Genomic DNA, 20,404 nt, shown 5'->3' with positions numbered 1-20,404 from the left:
GTGGCACTAGCAAAGAACCAGTTATAATCATGTAAGTAAACAACAAAAAACACATCCACATTGGGATATAGTACGCTCTGAATAAACCACAGGAGAGTAGCTATATACCCATACGGATGTGTTTTGCTATCTTACGAAAAGATAAGAATGAGTTCTAATTATGAAGCTTTGGCTGCAACTGCTTTTTCAATTAGAGCCTTAGCATCATTCGTAGTAAGACCTTGTTTTGGTTGAAGCTGTTTGCTATCTGCACCAAAAATACCTTTGTCGATCAGTTTTGCCATAGAATCAACGGCATATTTCGAAACGGTTGAACCATCTTCGAAACCTGCGATGATCGTAGCCGCATTTTTATCTGTAGCTTGATCCTTCAGCAATTTAGCGAGAATTGTAGCAGCTTCTTCACGGGTAATATCGCGATCCGGGTTGAAGTTACCACCGTAGCCTTGAATGAAACCAGCATGTGTAGCTTCAGCAATTGCATCAGCATAGACAGCATTAGCAGCAACATCCTTGAATGTTGGCGCTGTAGTTGCTTCGTTCAGCTTCAGCATCTCCACTAGTGCAGTTACAAATTCAGCACGCGTAATAGATTCATTGGATACCGGTGCTTCTGGTTGCTCTGCAGCTACCAGGTTCGTGATACGACCTTCATTTTTAGCAACAATGCTATCGCCTTTAAACGTATCTACGATGTATTGGTAGAATACATCCAGATCGATAGGGCCTGCTAAGGATGATTTAGCATCCAGCAGCACTTTATAGTTGTCTCCACCTGCAGCCATGAAGTTATTCACTACAGCCGTATATGTTTTTGCAGGATCAATTGGTGTACCATCTTCCAGACTCAGACCTGTAACACGTTCTGCAACTGGTTTATTGAAATCTGCAGTATACTTCAAACCAGCGATTTGAAGAGTTTTCGTATTTGGTGTACCGTCCGCATTCGTACCCCATTGTTGCTCTAGCAATGTTTTGACCTGTGCACCAGTCAACTCCAGTTTCACGAGCGTATTACCGAAAGGTTGGATTTTCGCAAGATCAGCAAAAGTCACATCACCTTGTGGTAGATCTGCACGAATACCACCTGGATTCATAAATGCAAAGTCAGCAGCGTCTGCATCATCGCCGAAATCTGCTTCACGCATTGCATCTGCAATCAAGTTACCAAGAGGAGCTTCATTATTATAAGCATCCGTACGTGTAACAGAACCATCCGTTGTACCTACTGGCTTAGTCAGCTCAGGATGCTTGTCCAAAGACTTTTTAATGATCGCCAAAGTCTCAGGGTCTTCTTTCACACCCTCTTGGAAAGTCGTTGTAACTGTAGCTGATTTCTCCGTTACATCCCCAGTCTTAGGGTCAATCATCAGCTTAATATCTTCAAATGCCGTACCATATGAATACGCTTGAACAATCAAAATGCCATTTACTTCACCGTTAGCCAGTGCATGATTGTCGCCTGCAACGATAACGTCAACAGGTGTATCTGTTGGCAGAGCTTTAGCCAAATCAGCTGCTTCTCCAGTTGTTACGCCTTCCTTGGTGGTTGCTGGATCATGCGCGAGTACGATGATCGTTTCTACACCTTGGTCTTGCAATTCTTTTGCATATTTATTAACGGCTTCGACTTCTTCTTCAGCGCTTAAGAAAGTTACGCCTGCTGTACCGGATGGAGATACTTTGGCAGGTGTAGATTTCGTCACTAATCCGATAAATCCAATTTTGACACCGCCCACTTCTTTAATAACATAAGGCTTGATCAATGGTTTGCCTGTAGCCGTTTCAATCACGTTTGCGTTCACATAATCAAATTTAGCACCAGCATGCGTTACTTTTCCTTCTTTGGGATCAAGACCACCAAAGATTTGTGCTTTTAGAGCAGCGATCCCATGGTCGAATTCATGATTACCTAGAGAACCTACATCAAAGCCCATCATGTTCATCCATTCCATGGTAGGTTCATCACGATCTAGAGATGAAACTGGAGCAGATGCGCCGACCGAGTCTCCATTATGGAAGAGCAGGGAGTGCTCATATTTGGCTTGAGCTTCTTTCAGATAAGTTGCTAGAATTGGAGCGCTTCCTGCCTTTTTATCACTAACGATAGAGGTCGTATCTAGCTGACCGTGGAAGTCATTGATTCCAATCAAGTGTACTTCTACATCTGCGTCTGCAGCAGAGACACCAACCGCACCGAATAGTTGGCCGAGCAATAGTGCAGTAGCAGCCACACGAATGGTGCTTTTAGCCACGTATTTTTTCCAAGACATGAATTAACAAAACCCCTCTCCAATTTCTGATCCTGAGATATTTTACCATAGTTCAATTCATTATAAGTACAAAATATATTAAATTAATGTAAAATTTTTGCGAGATTGATAGAAAACTGAATTCATTGATTGTCGTTGCTCGAAATTTAATGAAATCGAATTCATAGGAACGATGAGCTTCATCTAAAAAAATATAAAAACTACCCTTGTATGTACAAAGGTAGTTCATGGATTATGGATCTCCCAAAGGGGATATCACATATGAAGTATTCTTTTGGCTTTTCAGTATCGTCATGAAATTTTGCGGGCAACCACCGCTAACCGTCCGTTCTCAGTCGAGTACTCACACGTGGAAAGGACAACAAGCTTGTCGCCATACTGTGCTGTTACCCCCGTGTTATATAGAGCGAGTTGTTGGATGTTCTGAACATAGGAATCGAACTCGGCTGGCGTGTTTACATCTTCAATCTGATAGTATTTGAAAACGTCATCCGATTTGCGGTAAATTTCCGACACAATAACGGCTACAATCTCATACTCTGCCTTCTCGTAAAGCGTGCTGAACTGGAACGTTGCATGCTCTTTATAGAAGCTCTCACTCTTGTATTTCATTAAGTCTTTAAACATCCAGCCACTTTTCATATGGTGACCATGAATGAGTAGAATGTCTGAACCGTCGATCTGACTATGCTTGTCCAAAAATGGGAGACCGGCTTCGGTTTCTTTTTTATCAAAATCATGATCGAGATAGTACTCTGCATCCTGTGGATTCTGCATCACGGGGTACTCAATACGAGTGCCGTCAATACTCAGCCAGCCTGCAATGTCCGAATTTCGCTCGTACAGCTCTCGGAATTCGGGAAGTATGACTGGTTCAGTCGCCTTATTAGACAAAAGGGAGGGGAATTTATCCCCTCCGCCTTTGCTCGAACTGTCCTTCCACACTTTGGCCAACTCTGTGATTTTCTGCTGCTCAGCATAATCTCTCAGATACGTTCTCGTTATATTGACGAGAGAAAAGACCAATACGAGGAGGGAAATGGCGATAAGAATTTTTCTCGTTTTGCTCATGTTCTTACCGCCTTTCCAGTCATTAAATATGCTTTTTCTTCTTGTTACCGAACAGGCAGAGCACAATCGTCATCAAGGACAATAGTGCCAGTGCCATATAAATCATTGGTGTCACGCTGTTGTCTCCTGTTTTCGGAGCATCGTCCAGCTCATTGCTGACATTGTTGACGTTGTCAGGCTCAGGGTTAGCAATGTCGGTTTCGTTGTCAATGCTATCTGGCTCTGTCGTACCTTGAACCGGGTTGGTCGGATTATTCACTGGACTAGTGCCTCCGTTACCTGGTTCTGTCGTTCCGTCAATCGGTTCAATCGTTCCGATATCCGGATCAGTAGCTCCTTGATCTGGCTCGGCGCCTCCATTACCGGGTTCAGTGGTTCCATTGACCGGATCGGTAGTTCCGGTAACTGGTTCGGTTGTTCCGTTAACAGGATCCGTCGTGCCATTAACCGGATCGCTTGTTCCGTTACCCGGATTCGTCGTTCCGCTTCCAGGATCGGTGGTGCCATTACCCGGGTCAGTTGTTCCGCTTCCTGGGTTAGTCGTTCCACCACCACCGTTACCACCGCCAGAACCAATAGGTCTCATCGGTACATCATATCTGACAATGTCGAAATCGACAGAGATTGTATCACTTCGATGTGTCTCGTATCCATCCTTCGTTACGATCAGATAATAATCGGCTTCAGGGAATACCATGTACGCATAAAAGCCATTGGTATCGCTATCCTGCTCTGGGCTCTTATTGTCGTGCGGCGGGAAATTAGGAACCGCAGGCAGGGTTACTTTTGTACCCGGAATACGACCTTTATCTCGATTCCGCTGCGTATCCGCATAATACAGTGTAACGATGGCTCCTTCAATTTTCTTGCCCGTGCTGGCATTGCCTGTCGTTTCATCGTAGACCGTACCGTAAGGGTCAACTAATTCCTCAGAAATATTCAGCTCTCCGTTCGCCTTTACATCCAGTTGTGCGACTTTGAGGAGCAATTCTTCACCGGTTTCCGCTTCATAGCGAACTTCCATCATGTACTTCTGTTCGTTTAGCCCTTCCACGGAGAACGTTCCATTTGAAGCCATCGGGAATGCCTTAGGACGGCCATTTTCTTCAATATAATTGCCGGCACTATCCTTCAAATAGATACGCATATGGCTGACAAACTCATCGTTGAACAGTTCTGTTGTTCCATTCAACTGCTTGAACAGTACAATTCCTACTGCCGTAATGTCTGCTGGAACAGTCTCGTCCGTCACGTTGCCATCTACATTTGCTTTTTGCGTAAACTCGACAGGTACATCCTTACCACCTACGCGATACAGCTTCGTATAAGTGATGGTATAGTCCGTATCTGCCACAGTTGGAACTGCATACTCACCTATCTCATTTGTCACTGTCTGAATTTTCTCACCTGTCTTCAGATCAGTTACCGTAATTGGTGCATTAGGAATGACTTCGCCTGTATTGTTGTTACGCAGGACGCCTTCCAGATACGGACGAGTATTTACAAACTCTGCTCTCGACACTTGTTTCTCAGGAATCGTGCCTGTGCGGACAAAACTATCTGGATCTGTCACGTAACCATCTGTCGTGTAATCCTCTTGGGTTACCGTATACGCCAGATTGGTCGGGAGATCTTGTACACCGAGCGTCTGTCCATCGGTAAGCTCAAAGGTATCTCCGTTACGGACAACACCCGTGCTGCCGTCTGACTTCACATAAACATAGGATTCGTCTTCTCCTTCACCTGTGAAGGTGATGGTGTACGTGAACGGTTTCTGTTTGTCATCGGCTTTACCTTTAACGGTATTGCTGATGATTAGGCCACCTTTTAACATTCGGATATTTGTATACGGCGCAACTTCATCTTTGCCATCCATGATTCCGGTATAATACCGTTCCTCAGGAATGGTCTCGTACTCATCGGCTTTGTAATCTTTTTGGGTAATCGTGTATTTCAGATGCTTAGGTAAACCCACCAGATCCAGTGTCTCCCCATCCTTAAGTCTGAAGGTATCACGGGATTGGATTGTACCTGTACTGCCATCTGATTTCTCGTAAGTGTAGCTTCCATCCTTACCCGCATCCTCCAAGATAACGGTGTACTCGAACTCCTTCGCTGGGTCACCGCCATTGCCCATCACCGTATTGCTGATGGTTAACTTGTTAACGATACGTTCATTGATGTAATCTGCCTTATGGTCACCTTTATTCACGACTGTACCAGAATACTCTCTTGTCTCTGGTGTGGTGGTATAGCCATCAATAGTCGTATAATCGGCCTCTGTCACGGTATACATTAGATCCGCAGGCAATGCTGCGAGTGTCACAGATTCCCCATGCTTAAGCGTAATTTTATCTCCGCTCTTGATCTTGCCAGAGGTACCATCTGACTTCGTGTAGGCATATTCCTTATCCTTGCCTTCACCATCAAAATTCACAGTGTATTCGAAGTCCTTGGAAGGATCACTTCCATTTCCTTGCACTGTATTGCTGATCGTTAACTTACCTTGTGCTGGCGTAGGCACGATCAGTGGAAGTTCAGAGTTCACTTTCACACCGTCTACCCAGATTGGTTTACCAGGTGTATTACCTACGTACACTTGATAAATTTTGGTCATGGGCAGCCATGTTGTTGTATCAATATATGTTTCCTTCAGCTCATAATATCCGGGGTCTGGGATGAGTAGATTCAGTTTCCCATCACGATCAGTTGTTCCGTGAGTGACTTCTTCCCCGTTGCTTTTCTTATAGAGCGTGAATTCCACATCTTTGAGCGGATTGTTGTTCGGATCTACCTTTCTCAAAGGCAGCAATGCATTGGATGTTGAAGTGCCGGCTACGTCTGAGTTGTCCAGCGTGCTTTCACTTCTCGCACTAACCGATGTCAGCTTATCATCGCCCATGAGCTTAACTTCATTGCCCATTTTATCTCCAGCTTTGGCTGTAGTTGGGTCAACCTCGGTTTGATAGACAAACTGATAGAACTTGTTAGGGTCATCCATTTTGAATAACAAAACAGTCCTACCGTCTGCACCAGGCGTAGCTTCTACCTTGACTTCAGCATTCGAATCGCTAAGATCGAGCGCAGCGCCAGTTCGCTCAAGAGCACCGCTAGCAGTCAGTGTAGCCGGATAAACTGCCATACTTGGCGCTGACAGCACAAGCTTGCCATCTACTTCATAACGTAGATTCATACCTGCACCTAACGTATCCTGTAAATATGCACCCTGCTGCATGTTGAATGGTGGGGTATAATTTACCGTCCACTCCAGCACGCCTGGAACAGGTTTAGTTACCGACTTGCCTAACGTCTGAATAGGTACGATAATCTTGCGTTGTTCCGTAGCAACCTTCTCTTCCCCGCCCCAGGTCATATGTAGGTCGGCTTTGTTGTACATCACTTGTTTATCAGTACCATTCGTAGTGTAATCCTCTATATATTGCGCCAGAGCTTCATTGGAAGGTCTCGCCTTTACCAAAATGACATAAGGACTTTGCAATTTGGAAAATGTGAAAATACCTTCGTTTCCGCTATGAGTAAAATTCACCACATGCTCAGGATCGTTTGGCTCGATAATGGACACAGCGTTGTTACGAACGCCATAGTTAGTGCCACCATCATTGTTAGAGTTGCCCTTATACAGCTCGTAATCTTTCCCATTTCCAAAAGGTACGAATTCCCAACCATCTGGCAACGTGTCCACCAGTTTTACATTGGTGATAACCCGATTCCCACCGTCTTTCGCCATCTCGTCAGTGTTATAACCTGGCATATTGACACCTAAACGGAAAGTAACCGTTTTTGTTGTCCGGTCGTAACCAGCTAAGGTGTATTCGTCCCCACTTGATGAGCCGTCATAGCCGATATAACGTTGGACATTGTTCGGGGTATACCATGTATCAGTAGTTCCGTCCACCTTAACAGGGTAAGAGGCCGCAAGCATATCCTTGTTCAGCATGCGCAGGTGCAAGTTGGCGCTGTTTTGCGCTTGCTTTACAGTTTCGCCATCAATCAGTAAAGCCCGATTTGAAATTGTTTTCCCTGCATTAATATCCTGTCTGAACAGGATGTTAGGATTAGTCTCAAGTGAACGGAAACTGAATGACGATGCTTGGTCTGTATATCCAGTCACTTTGACCAGATCTGCCACGACTTCACCGTTCACTTTCAAAGGGATGACCTTCATGTTTAAGCCGTTTGTGCCCTTGATGGTATCTTTGTGGTACTGCTTCCACAACTGCGCGTTGGTTACATTGGCTTTGATTTTGGCAATCGTGTCTGCACTGACCTCACCAGTGTCATCCACAGCATTGTCCAAGACGTTCAGATTCCCGCCATGCACCAACACATCGTATACGGCAGCATTGGGCAAAGCATACTGTGGCGCTAGATTGACAGTCCACGTAATACCACCCAGGTTAAAATCTTCTGTCGATACAGCGCCTGCTTTGGTAAACGTATGAGCGCCAACAGTGACGGTGGCCTCATCGGTAACCGCACTAGGTCTTGTACCCGCAGTTACATCGTTGTTCTGTATGCCGCCTGGTGTGTCCATACTCCAGTTAGCGCGAGGATCGATTCTGAAGCCAGAACCACTAATAACCTTGCTCTTAATCAACAATTCAACCTTACCGTTAATCGTGCCAAAGGAATAAACTCCGTTCGGATCTGGTATAATTCCTGCTTCTTCAGATCCAACGCCATCTACCCATGTCTGCCACGTAGCTGATTCAAATTCCAGCCCTTGAGGTAGTACATTGGTTATCGTAAAGTCCTTCAACCCTTTTTTGTTATACTGGTTAACTACAACTTTCCATGTGATCGTTTCACTGGAGTGGTCATATGAAGCAGATGCTTGAATCCAGTCGGGTGCTATCCACGTTTCCCGTACTGCGCTAGCTTTTACACTGGCATTCGCATCCCTCAGTTCAACTTTCGGATCAAAGCGTTGTCCCCCAGATCGACCAGGATCCATGCCTACGTCACGATACTCTTTATAAAATAAGTCTTTATTAAACCACACTTTATACTCAACTTTTGGATCTATTCCAGTTTCCGCCGGGAAGATATAGCTCAGCCCACCATCTACATCAATAGTTGGCTGTACCGCATTACCGTTTACCTTGAAAGATCCAGGTACATAGACCGTACGGTAATCAGAAGGCTTGGAATAGAATGTCATTCCATCTAGCGATAGCTTGTTAGTTGCATCAAGCACATCAAACGAGGACGGAGTAGACTGGATGGTCAGATAACCATCCTGATAGGCTGGCACGGTTATATACCACCAAGTCCAACTTCCGTTCTTAGGCCAGTTATCTCCTGCCAAGTTGATGCTATACGCTGGAGTAACATCCGGATTCTTCAGCTGATATGCTCCACCAAAAATCGAGATCGGCTTGCTATCACCATAATTCAAGCCTGTTACATCCGAATTGGCAGTGGTATCAAAGCTGAATGTGACCGCTTTACCAATACCATTGAAAAACAGATCATCACCATTAAATACAATCCGGATACTATTCGGAGTGAAATAAACGGTACCAAGCTTTTTCAAACCAGATTCAGTCGTGGCATTCAAGTCTCTGGTCGTTGTTGGCAGAACGACTTCCTTGAAGTAGGTGTCTCTTTTTAGCTCAATGAAGTCACCCTTCTGCATGTACTTCGTCGGATCGTTCTGATCCTGTGTACCAACATAATCACCCATTACCGGCACTTTGAGCCCCTCTGATGTAAGGGTAAATGCCTGTCTCCCCTGGATGGTACCGCCTGGAGCAACTTCAGTTCCTTGCGTTACTTTCAGTGGAAAGGTTGCATTCGCATCCATGAATACTGCTGTTTTGTCCGATGGATCGACGGCCATTAGCCCCACCATGCTATTAGCCTGCGGATTGGGCTCCGCCTCAGGTGTCAACGTTGGACTGTCTGAAGAAGGTTCTTCTGTTGCATCGTTTGCTTCCTCTTCTTCTGATGCTGGCGGCAGATTGTTCTCCGACGTTTCATCTGACGGATCACTCACTTCCTCCGCTTCCGAGGAAGAATTGTCCGATGGAAGCCCGCCTGTTGCGTCGTCCACGACCTCTGATGTCGGTTGCGATTCGACTACGTTCATTGAGCCGGAATCGTCATTCGCCAATGCAGCAGCAGGGAATGCTACGGTCTGCAAGACAAGCATGATTGCCAAGCAGATGGACAGCATTGTTTTACCTATACTGCGTTTGTGTTTCAATATCGAAATCTCCTCCACTTCTGAAAATTTTAGTTGCTGTCTGCCACTTATGTACGTTCTCTCCTGATCTCTTACACTCAAGAAAGTGACAAAGTGAGCCAATTTATTGGCATATTCGACCATTCTAATGTAGAGACCTATACAAAACCTCAACAAAAAAGGCAACCCCGCTGTATCACAAAGGGATTGCCTCTTCTTATGGATAAAACAAGATTACCACAGATCTTCTGGGATATACTTGATCATCGTTTCAGAACCATCTTCATTAATTTGGTACGTATGCGTTCTTGTTGCTTCCTCAACCTGTCCGAATGACCACTTGTCTTGAAGGTTATCTGGATACGAAGGTTCAACTCCGGTTAAAGGACCTCTGTACAGCATACCGTTAATCATTTTAACAGCTTCTTCACGAGTGAGCTGACTTTCAGGCTGGAAGGAACCGTCCTTATAACCCGATACGATACCGAAACGGAACACTTCCTCAATCGACTGCTCCGCCCAGTTCTTCTCAATATCTGTAAACGAGCTTATTCTCAAAATAGGATCAATCCGCAGCTCTTTGGCAACGCCAAGATAACGGGCAATGGCTGTTGCGAGCTCTGCTCTTGTAATAGGCTGATCCGGTTTGAATGTATTATCGGCATAGCCTTTAAATATTTCTTTATTTGTCACTGCTTCGATATACTCAGCGCCCCAGTAATCTGTAGCAACGTCATCGAACAGCTTCACATGTCTAACCTCATCTTGCAGTTTCAGTGTACGGGCAAAAATAGCAGCAATCTCTGCACGCGTTATGAGCTTCTCAGGCTTCACATTGCCATCAGGGTAACCCATAATGTATCGATCATGCTGATGCTCGTAACGGTTAGAATACATCATTACTTTAATTAAAGATGTGTCATCCTGAATATTTGCCAGCTTACGCTTATCATCTGTACCAATGGAGGCCGTTACGGCAGCGTAGTTCTCGCCTGCATTCATTTCATTGACCTTGAGCTTGAACGTCAGTTTGCCCTGCGTGCCTCTTGCCAGCTTACCGAGTGTCCACTTCAGTTCTTGACCTGTTACCACAGCGCCGTTTGCATCAACTAAGCTCATTCCTGCTGGGATATTCGCTTTAACATAAACATCGTCTGCCTCAGTCAAGGTTTTATTGGCATAAATAACGGTGAAGGTCACCGTATCGCCTTCTCTGACTTTCATTTTATCGACAAGAATGGCTGTAGCAAGATCAATCGAATCTGCCGTTCCTGATGTTGGGTCAGCAGGCTGTGTTGTGCCAATTGGCGGTGTAACAGGATTTGTCACCACTGGTGGAGTAGCAGGTGTTCCGATTGGAGCCCCCCCTCCGGATGAAGATAAAGGTGTCATGCTAAAGTCATACAGCACAATCTCCGTACCCACATGAATCAGTGGCTGACTTGGGTCAACAAGTCTACTGTCAAAATCCTTATATCCTGCCTTGGTTGCTGTTAAATAATAATCTGTATGCGGAAATACCATGTATGCATACTGTCCTGTTGCATCACTCGTCTGTGGGTTGGCATTATCCGCTGGCGGGAAGCCATTCACAGGCGGCAAGATGACTTCTGTTCCGTTGCTATAATGAAGTTTAACGACTGCACCTGGTATTGGATTACCCGTAACGGAATCCGTAATTGTGCCGTATGGGTCAATAAGTACCTCACTGATGCTGATTTGTCCATTTGAACTGATTTCCACCTTCGTATGACCAATAACAACAGGCTTGGTTCCGCCTTCTGGCAGCGGAATGTTATAGATCACATCGGCAGTATAGCTACCATCTAGCACGCTATCGATATTGAATACGCCATTAAGGTCGATTGAGCCTGTATGGGCTCCATTACCATCGGTTAGTGAGATGGTATAACCTCCGCCTACCGTTCCGTTGAGCGCAGAGGTACCATTCTGGGGTGATCCAATCAAAACAACACCCGATACCGTTTTGTTCGCTTTATAGGATTGTCCATCAATATTGGCATTCACCGGAACGCTCTGATGAAACGTAACGGACGTTTTCTTGCCACCAATCTCAATGGGTTTGGTAATGGAGACATCATATGTCTCACTGCCCTTCGGTATAGCTATGGTGTAAGCTCCGTCAGCCTCAGTAACTGCGACAGCATGAAAATCAACAATACCGTCACCGTCAAAATCTTTACTTACGGTAATACTTGCACCTGCTATAGGATGACCCAGTGAGTCTGTCACCACACCTGTAATAACGCCTGGAGTGAACGTAATATAGATGGTATTACTCACATAGAGACCTCTTTGACTATCATCAACCGTTGCCGTCAACGGTATAGATATTGGGTCTGTACCTCCAAGGGTTCCTGCGGTGAAGGTTGTGGTTGCGATGCCTTGTGCATCCGTTGAGACGCTCACCGTATTCGAGTTACCTGTAAAATGACCGTACATTGTATCCGGCACATCAAATACAACTTGAACTCCGGCCTGAGGACGGCCCTCAATATCAGTCACTACCGCCTTGAAGACCGATGTCGCTGTACCATTCCCGAGTATGGACGATGGATTAGCTGTCAGTGTAATTTTGTACTCGACGAGCTCAAAGTCCTCGGTAACAATGCCATTCGCATTGCCGTTGACTGTAGATACTGAAACCTCTCTATGAGCGGGGCTATACTCATTACTAACGACTTCTAAAATATATTTATTGATCACAACATTATTGAAGTTGTACTTACCATCTGAACCTGTTGTGACCCGTCCCTTCTCTTTCCCTGCAAGATCACGCAAAATTACTGTCGCACCGGATATCGGATCTCCCGTTTTCTTATCCTTCACCGTTCCGTTAATACTTGGATTGGTAAACGTGATCGTCACCGTAGCTACGTTTGACTGACCTACGCCATCCGAGGCTTGATACGTGAATGTCACACTGCCTGACGCATCTTCTTTCGCCTCAAAGGAGAATGAACCATCGGTATTTACAGTCAGCGTACCTTTGCTTGGATCGCTAATTGAACTAATACTCACGGCTGTGAGTGTATTATTGCCTACAACCGTATCATTGGCTAGAATACCATTTGCCGCTGGAACAGTCAGTTTACCTCCCCTAACCACCTGGTAGCTGTCATTCTCGGCGACAGGTAAAGAACTGAATTTAGCATAATAGTCTCCGACTGATGTAACGTTAAATGTATATATGGCATTCGTGCTTACAGGAGTACCTGTTCCTGATTCGTTATCATACCATCCTACAAATGCATAACCTGAGGCTGGAATAGCCTTAACCGTTGCTGATTCGCCGAGCCCATAAGTACCGTCACCCTCGGTCGTTCCACCAACATCTCCTATCACATGTGTTGTGATGGGCAATGTGATCGTAATGGTTACCGTCGCTACGTTCGACTGGCCCGTTTCTTCAGAAGCTCGATACGTGAACGTCACACTACCGGATGCTTCATCATCCGCCACAAATGAGAAGGATCCATCGACGTTGACTGTCAGTAAAATCCCCTTGCTGGAATCACTGAGTGGACTAACACTTACAGCTGTAAGTGTACCATTCCCTGTGGCTGTATCATTCGCTAGAATGCCCGTTTCGGCTGGAACAGTTAGAGTGTCACCTCTCACAACTCGATAGCTGTCATTCTGAGCGAAAGGTAATACTCTGAATTTGGCGTAATACTCTCCGGCTGATGTAACAACCGTAAACGTATATGTCGTGTTCGTGCTAATAGGAGTGCCTGTACCTGCTTCGTTGTCATACCATCCCACAAATGTGTATCCGTCGTATGAACTAGCCGTAAGTGTTGCTACTTCGTCAGGTGCATAGTCACCATCTCCGGCAGTCGTACCACCAACATTTACAATGACATGCGTCGTGATGGGAAGCGTGATTGTAATCGTCACTGTAGCCACGCTCGAATAAGCAGTTCCGTCAAAGGCTTGGTACGTAAATGTCACCGTACCGGACGCTTCACCATCAGCTACAAATGTGAATGAGCCGTCAGGGTTTACAGTAGTCAGCGTGCCCTTGCTTGGATCGCTCAAGGTGCTGATTCTTTCCGCTGTAAGTGAATGATTCTCATCATCGCTATCGTTTGTAAGTATACCTAGTTCAGGTGTAATATTGAGCGTTTCTCCCCTTTTCACCCGATAGGTGTCATTCTCTGCGATAGGCTCATGTGTAGCCACGGGTAAAGTAATCGTGATCGTTACTGTAGCTACGTTTGATTTGGCGATGCCGTTATCGGCTTGGTACGTAAACGTCACCGTACCGGATGCTTCATCATCAGCCACGAAAGTGAACGATCCATCAGAATCTACTGTAGTCAGCGTACCCTTGCTTGGATCGCTAAGAGTGCTAGGATTTGCCGCTGTGAGCGGACGACCCTCTGTATCCGAATCATTCGACAAGATACCTTCAAGCGCCGGAACTGTGAGTGTTTCTCCTCTTACCACACTATAGCTGTCATCTTCGGCATATGGCATCATCACAAATTTTGCATAATAATCTGTATCTGTCTGAACAGTTACATCATATTCTGCATTCGTACTCACAGGATTACCTGATCCTGCTGGGTTGTCATACCATCCCGTGAATGCGTAACCTAGCATTGGTATTGCCGTAATTGTAGCTAGGTCACCAATGTTATACGTGTTATCTCCTGTCGTCGTACCACCGTTACCTCCGATGATATGTGTGTTGATTACCGCTGTTGTCACATTCGTTACATCGGTAGTAACTGTATTAGATACAAGCCCAATGCCAGACAATATAGCCGTACCACTCGTTACAGACTGTGGCGTGCCTGGTGCGGTTATCGTGAATGTCAGCTCTTTGCTGTCATTCGCGGGAACATCGATCCCCGTTTGCGTTTGACCGTCACTAGTTACGCTAAGACCTGTCTTCACTGTATCTGTGTAGTTATAAATTGTAACCGTATAGTCAATAGATCCGTTAGTTTGAACCGTTGCTGGGCCTTTTTTGTCAATTCCCATTAACAAATCAAGCTTACCGTTGTTGCCCAGTCTCATCGTGGCTTTTGTATCACTCAGCCACTCCTCACTAACATAGCTTGCACCGATTCCGTTCGTTTTGGATACCGTCTGCTTACTTTTTAAGGCATCGTAATACGGGCTGTCGGTCGGTGGGAAGAAATATGCTGCTGTTTTAGCCCCATCGGCGTCGTTGCCCGCATTAAGGTAGCGGGTTATCTCTCCTACATTATCAGGTGGTACCTGAAATGTCGGTTTTACGGTATAGCTTAGCTTAAAAGTACCTTCTGCTGGAGGACTATACTCCCCCGACTGTGGACTCGTCCGGTTCTTAAAGCGGTAGATGTGTGGCTGCATATCGCTTGCATCAATATACCAAGTTAAGCTGCTAACGCCTGACACCGTCTTGATCACGGCTCGACTCCCGTATCCAGCAAACTTATATGCTGTACCGCCGGAGATCGTCGTACTTGTGTCCACCGATGCAACGGCATCGCCAATTTTCAACGTGGACAGATCGACAGTAAAGTCATTACTGATTTCATCTGAAACGACGATGGCGCTCGCTATATCAGCGGTTTCAGAGCCAAGATCGGTAGTTTCCGGTATGTTGAGAAGCGGAAGTATCGTTGTGGTAGCTTCTACATCGTTTGCCAATCCAGCGAAGGCTGAACTGACAATGTCATACGTCGGAGCAAATGTATAATAATTGCTGTAAACAAATGCATCTGCATAGTTAAAGCCACTCGGCCCTTGAGCTGCATAGGTCTGCAAGCTGTTATAGGCACTCTTTGCTGAACCGTTTCTAAAATCACTGTCTTTATTGTCTTTGACACTCTTCGGATCCAAACCCGCCCAAGCGTAGACAGGCTTATTACCAGAAGGGCCGTTGATCGCTGTTGAGGAGCCTAATCCCACCGTATATACTTTTGCCTGAGTCGATTCTCCTTCATTGTAGGTCGTGTATCTACGATCGATCAGATCCTTCATATAGGCTCCCGTGAGAATGGTTAATGCAGCGATCTCAGGGTCTCCTGTACTTGCCAAACTCAAACCGTCAGAGGCTCTGCCTGGCACAAACTTTGCGTTATCATTTGCACTCTGAGTATAGTTTGCAATCGTTGTAGCATCGGTTAACGCATTATTATAGTTGGTCTCGAACGATCTACCACTTGGTGAAGAAAACCATGCTTTTTTCGCATGAATTGCAGCCCCATCCGATAACAAGAATATATAAGGTTGACGTTTAGGCCCTGATCCCTTATTTCCCACATTGCTCATCGTCTTGGAGAGACCATACATAATGCCGTCCTGTGTGGGCGTTCCTCCCCCTAGCCTTACCTCCGTTGGCTGCACTGCGATGCTACCATCCTTGGTTAAATTACCATTCACTGTAATGGTCTGGTTCGAATTATCATACTTCAAATATTTCTCCGTTCCATGACCTGAATTAAATTCGTAATGCCCTAGTTCCATAAACGTTCCGAGATGGGCCGAGTTAGCAGCTCCACCAAACCAATACACCCCGACACGGTTATTGGGGTTTGCATCCATCACAGTGCGAATTGCATCATTCGCCGCCTTGGCCATAGCCTCCACACGATAGTAAACCCCTGGCCCACCCGCTGTTTCAGCTATTTCTTGGCCATTCATACTTCCCATAGAGGAGCTCATGTCCAAAACAAAAGTGACGTCCGCTGCAGGCCCGTTAATATTAGTGCTTCCACCAACACCTGGATTGGTCGTATTTATCGTCTTATATTCTTGTGCCAATGCAGATAGCTTCACATTGAAGCTGCCGTCACTCTCTGCCGTAACGCTCTTGTCAGTCCAGATTCGTCCGTCCGAATCGGCTGTACCAAAACCGCTAGGTGCTGTATCTGTAACTGGGTCAGCAGTTAACTTGACCTGGTACGGGCCATAGTTCGTCTCCGCCATCGTCGGAATATTAGCCGCATGGGCTACTGAGCCACCCAAAGGAGATAGACCGCTAATCCCCAATAGTAGACACACCGTAAGCACAATTGAAATCAATTTGGTGAAACTTTTATTCATACTTCATGCCTCCGTATAAATTAGTATTGAATTGAAACGTACAACTTCCATTGGTAGATTATCCTGAATCCGCTTCCAGTTCATGTAAGCTAGATATCTAATTATGAACGCCGTAATCCATGTTAGATCCATGCATGTACGTTTCTAGCAAAGCAGATGACTTTAGGAGTATAGTTTCGTGTTCCCAAAATTCAACTAGCGTAAGCACCTGTTTTCTTTGTCTGCCATCTGCGTATTTCATCAAATAACTCTCGCAGCTCTTATGACCTTCTTCCTATCTCAAAAGTGAATTGCGAAATTTAGTATACTCATTCGCTCTGAACAAATACTGAACAAAATGATATAGATTCATTTTGTCGTTTCTGAAGTGGCTTCCAGGGTAAGTGAAGGTACGGTATCATTGAATCTGTGATGGGAGCAAACATGTAGAGCGGGGTTCTCGCTATTTTTCATAGAACTATATTTGAGGGTGTGATTGTATGTCAGCGTTTATCGGTGTTTTGGCTTTAATATTAGGAGCATTATTCGCGATCTGGCCTTACTTAGGATGGTATCTAAGACTGGGATGGAGGCTTAAAGACGCGGAGCCAAGTGATTTAGCCTTAAGTGTTGACCGGATTCTAGGTGTCGTCTTGGTCATCATTGGTCTTATTCTAATCGTTTCAAGCTGCTCCACAGGCAGCCAATCGAATCATACGTGGGCGGAACAATTTAAAAAGAAACTTGATGCAGGTCAAGTGAAAGAAATTAGTATCGGCATGTTTAATCCCACAACATTAAGCGAGGAAGAAACAAATACCGTTGTGCAATTGATACAACATGCAGAACTTAGACCTTTTGATACAGGCAATGCCTTTGGATCGAGTAATGCGGGTAAGATTACATTTATGGACGGGCTTAGCGTAGAACTTGTGATTTGGGGCTCCTCTGGAGGGATTGAACTGCATCCAGATGCTACACAAACGAAGTATGAGATCATGAGTGAGGAATTGAAAGAATGGTTTACGACAAATTATAGTGAGGAGTAACATCGTTATAATGTTCAAGAACCTCACCAGGTTGAGGTTCTTTTTTTAGAATAAACTTTTGAAATTGCCCTCCAAGCGAAAAGGGATACTAATTCTTGTTTCGCTTGTTAACTTCAATTGCAATGAACTCTGGCAAATAATTAGGGGTACAGCCTTTTGATACCATTTCGCCTTTATAAAGACCCGTTTTCTCACCAAGTTTAATGCAACGTGTTCGATACTTTGGATCATAAACGCCGATCCAGCCTGCAATAAAATTCATAGCCCATTGAACTTCCGGTTCTTCCTGCTCAATATTAGCTTCAATTGCTGCTAGTAAGTCCTCGGTGTTATCAGGTGGTGCTTGTCCAGTCCATCTCAATCTCGCTTGATAATACCAGAAAGTTCGCCTTTGAAGAGCAGAAGGACTACTTTCCCATGACTCTATCAATGCAATGGTCTTCTTGTCTTTGGTGAGCTGATTAGCCATTAACCAATCCATTAAGTTATTTCGCTCATCAAAAGTATGATTCTGCATATCCTGATCAAGCTTATCTAGCACGTCATGTGAAAGAAGTTTTTTATCCATAATTAAGATTGCTAATAGTCTAGGCAGAAACTCTTCGGTTGACCAAAGTTCCATAGCTAGTTCGTGATCCTTTTTAATCTCTTTCGCGATTTTTCGTAAGTCGCCAAGCCTCGTTTTACTATTGATCTGTGATAGGATGTCTGCTGCTTTTGAAGAAAGCTTCATTTCTGAACCTTCATTCTTACTCATTTGGCACCACAACTCCTTTATTAGAGCATTGTTTCATAGTATGTCCCTGATGCAATATATCAATAACTTAATTCGTTATAAGTCTTACTACTTACAAATGTAACATATCGAAGTGATTCATTTCGCCCTACATATGTACGCCTCACTATGTTTTGTATCTTGGTCTAATAAAACTATACCGGAACAAATCACCTAGGCAATATACTGCAAATAAATGTGTTAAACTACAACGAGAAGTACCTATCTATACTAAAAAACAATACACAATCGGATGTATACAGTCATACGCCAAATATATTGAGAAAGGATCGCCATGAATAGTTCTCTAAAACAACTAACGCAGTCATTATTAGTACCGGTCATCCCCGGTGGAATCATTACTATTCTTATATTTTATTTGGATTACTTCCAATTCGAACTTGTTGAGAAATTTCTACTGTTTGCCGCTTTCGTCATTGTACCTCTTGTAATCTTGCTATTGAAATATGACGACAAGAATAAACAGCAACGAATGGTTTATACTGCTATCCAATGGCTTCAATTTCCCGCAGCTCTTCTTACCCTGGCCTCGATAATGAGCAGCAAGATGTGGGGGTTAGGAAATACGGTACCAGGGCTTCTCTCCCTTGGGTGGCTACTGTTCACACTACTACTTGGCATCTATGGGTTGACCATCATTGTGATTGCTAAAGGAAAAGCAGCGGAAATAGCAATTGGCGCGGGACTCGTTTATTTCTTTATCGGGGGTATATGGTTTACCTTATATCAATACCAAGTTAACCTCTTTCAAGCCACCCCTGCAACGCACGCGTTAAGCTCGATCCACTTTCATTTTTCATCTGCGATCGTTCCGATATTTATTGGTGCATTGGGACGGATCATGACGAAAAAAAGCTGGTATCCCTGGGTCGTTGTCATCGATATCGTCGGACCGATATTGATTGCCATTGGGATGATTTTCTCCAAGCCCATTGAATACATCGGTGTCACGTTGTTCGCCTGCAATATTGTGGTTTACACCGCTTATCTCCTTGCTTACTTGAGGAAAAACGCTTTACGTTTAAGTAATACTGCAACCTTCTTTTTAGGCCTTTCCTGCCTAGCCTTTTACATAGTTATCGTCCTTTCCATCTTCTATCCGTTACTGAAAAATCTATTTTCCTTAACCATACTCGATTTCATTCCCATCTACGGATCTCTGCATGCGTTTGGTTTTGTCTTATGTGGACTTATTGGTTGGGTGTATATGGTGGACTTCATTAAGAAAAAATAGAATGTCAAGGAGGACGGTTGTACATCATTATGAGTGATTGCATACAGAAACACGCGGCCTTCATCCTGTTACACTTGCAACAACATGAATTGGTGCATGTGACTTTTAGGTTAACTAATCGGCTTCATAGGAGTAGTTTAGTCAGGTTCGTGCTATAATAGTGTTCACATAAATAACATTCATCATCTGCCGAGATGGCGATGATTAAGGAGATTGAATTTTGACGAACAACCATGATACTGGAGCAGTTAACGAACTACCTGAAAACTTTGATGAGCTCAAACGGGCGGCTAATCGGACGTCTAGCTGGAGAGACAGACTCAATGCGGTGAACGAATTGGGAAACTGGGATACAGCCCCTACCATTCAGGTGTTGCATAATGTTTTGAAAAATGATCAAGTGTTTCAAGTACGCGAAGCCGCATATCGCAAGCTTAAGCAGTTGGATGAAGACGTACAAATGCCTGCCAAAAGCAAAGGCGAGCTGTTTAAAGGTCTTAACAAAGTTTTGCTACGGATTAAAAAAAGCCTGCCTGAAGGTCACACATTCGAGCAGTTTAAGGAAAAACTGCAAAAGACTCGTTTGGATATTTATGATACTTACGAGGGCGACAAAGATGCTGAGTTCGACTCCTGGCTCCATGGAATTTGGGAGACACTAGGTAGAAAATAGCAGTACTTCATCGTATATAGCCGAATAGAAGCCACTCCAAAAATGGAGTGGCTTCT

At 44.7% G+C, this 20,404-nt stretch carries 8 protein-coding genes; 3 read left to right on the top strand and 5 right to left on the bottom strand.

The window, feature by feature from the left end:
* Positions 1-158: 158 nt before the first annotated feature.
* The 4 genes from MH215_RS13910 to MH215_RS13895 form a co-directional block, all read right to left on the bottom strand.
* Complete coding sequence (locus MH215_RS13910) at positions 159-2,273, bottom strand: 5'-nucleotidase C-terminal domain-containing protein (RefSeq protein ID WP_239290914.1); 2,115 nt, start codon at positions 2,271-2,273, stop codon at positions 159-161.
* Between the two features lie 291 nt (positions 2,274-2,564).
* Positions 2,565-3,344 (bottom strand): class B sortase, encoded by a 780-nt coding sequence (srtB, locus tag MH215_RS13905; RefSeq protein WP_239290912.1) that lies wholly within the window; start codon positions 3,342-3,344, stop codon positions 2,565-2,567.
* 22 nt (positions 3,345-3,366) lie between these two features.
* On the bottom strand, positions 3,367-9,573 hold the full coding sequence (locus MH215_RS13900) for a DUF7601 domain-containing protein (protein WP_239290910.1): 6,207 nt from the start codon (positions 9,571-9,573) through the stop codon (positions 3,367-3,369).
* Between the two features lie 213 nt (positions 9,574-9,786).
* Positions 9,787-16,617 (bottom strand): Ig-like domain-containing protein, encoded by a 6,831-nt coding sequence (locus MH215_RS13895; protein WP_239290909.1) that lies wholly within the window; start codon positions 16,615-16,617, stop codon positions 9,787-9,789.
* 479 nt (positions 16,618-17,096) lie between these two features.
* Between MH215_RS13895 and MH215_RS13890 the strand changes: the two genes are divergently transcribed.
* The gene (locus MH215_RS13890; RefSeq protein ID WP_239290908.1) at positions 17,097-17,645 is read left to right on the top strand and encodes a DUF6199 family natural product biosynthesis protein; all 549 of its coding nucleotides are present in this window, start codon (positions 17,097-17,099) and stop codon (positions 17,643-17,645) included.
* 88 nt (positions 17,646-17,733) lie between these two features.
* Here the strand turns inward: MH215_RS13890 and MH215_RS13885 are convergent, their stop codons facing one another.
* A complete protein-coding gene (locus MH215_RS13885) occupies positions 17,734-18,402 on the bottom strand; it encodes a DNA alkylation repair protein (RefSeq protein WP_239290907.1) in 669 nt (222 codons plus the stop codon).
* A gap of 313 nt (positions 18,403-18,715) precedes the next feature.
* Here MH215_RS13885 and MH215_RS13880 point away from each other — a divergent pair, with 313 nt between their 5' ends.
* Together MH215_RS13880 and MH215_RS13875 are read left to right on the top strand one after the other, a co-directional pair.
* Positions 18,716-19,675: a YndJ family transporter gene (locus tag MH215_RS13880; protein WP_239290906.1), complete on the top strand. Its 960-nt coding sequence runs from the start codon at positions 18,716-18,718 to the stop codon at positions 19,673-19,675.
* 220 nt (positions 19,676-19,895) lie between these two features.
* Entirely contained in the window at positions 19,896-20,348 is a 453-nt protein-coding gene (locus tag MH215_RS13875; protein ID WP_239290905.1) for a HEAT repeat domain-containing protein, read from the top strand.
* The last annotated feature ends 56 nt before the right edge of the window (positions 20,349-20,404 follow it).

The sequence above is a fragment of the Paenibacillus sp. ACRSA genome (genome assembly GCF_022346845.1).
GTDB lineage: Bacteria > Bacillota > Bacilli > Paenibacillales > Paenibacillaceae > Paenibacillus.
This window is presented reverse-complemented; position numbering and strand designations above follow the sequence as displayed.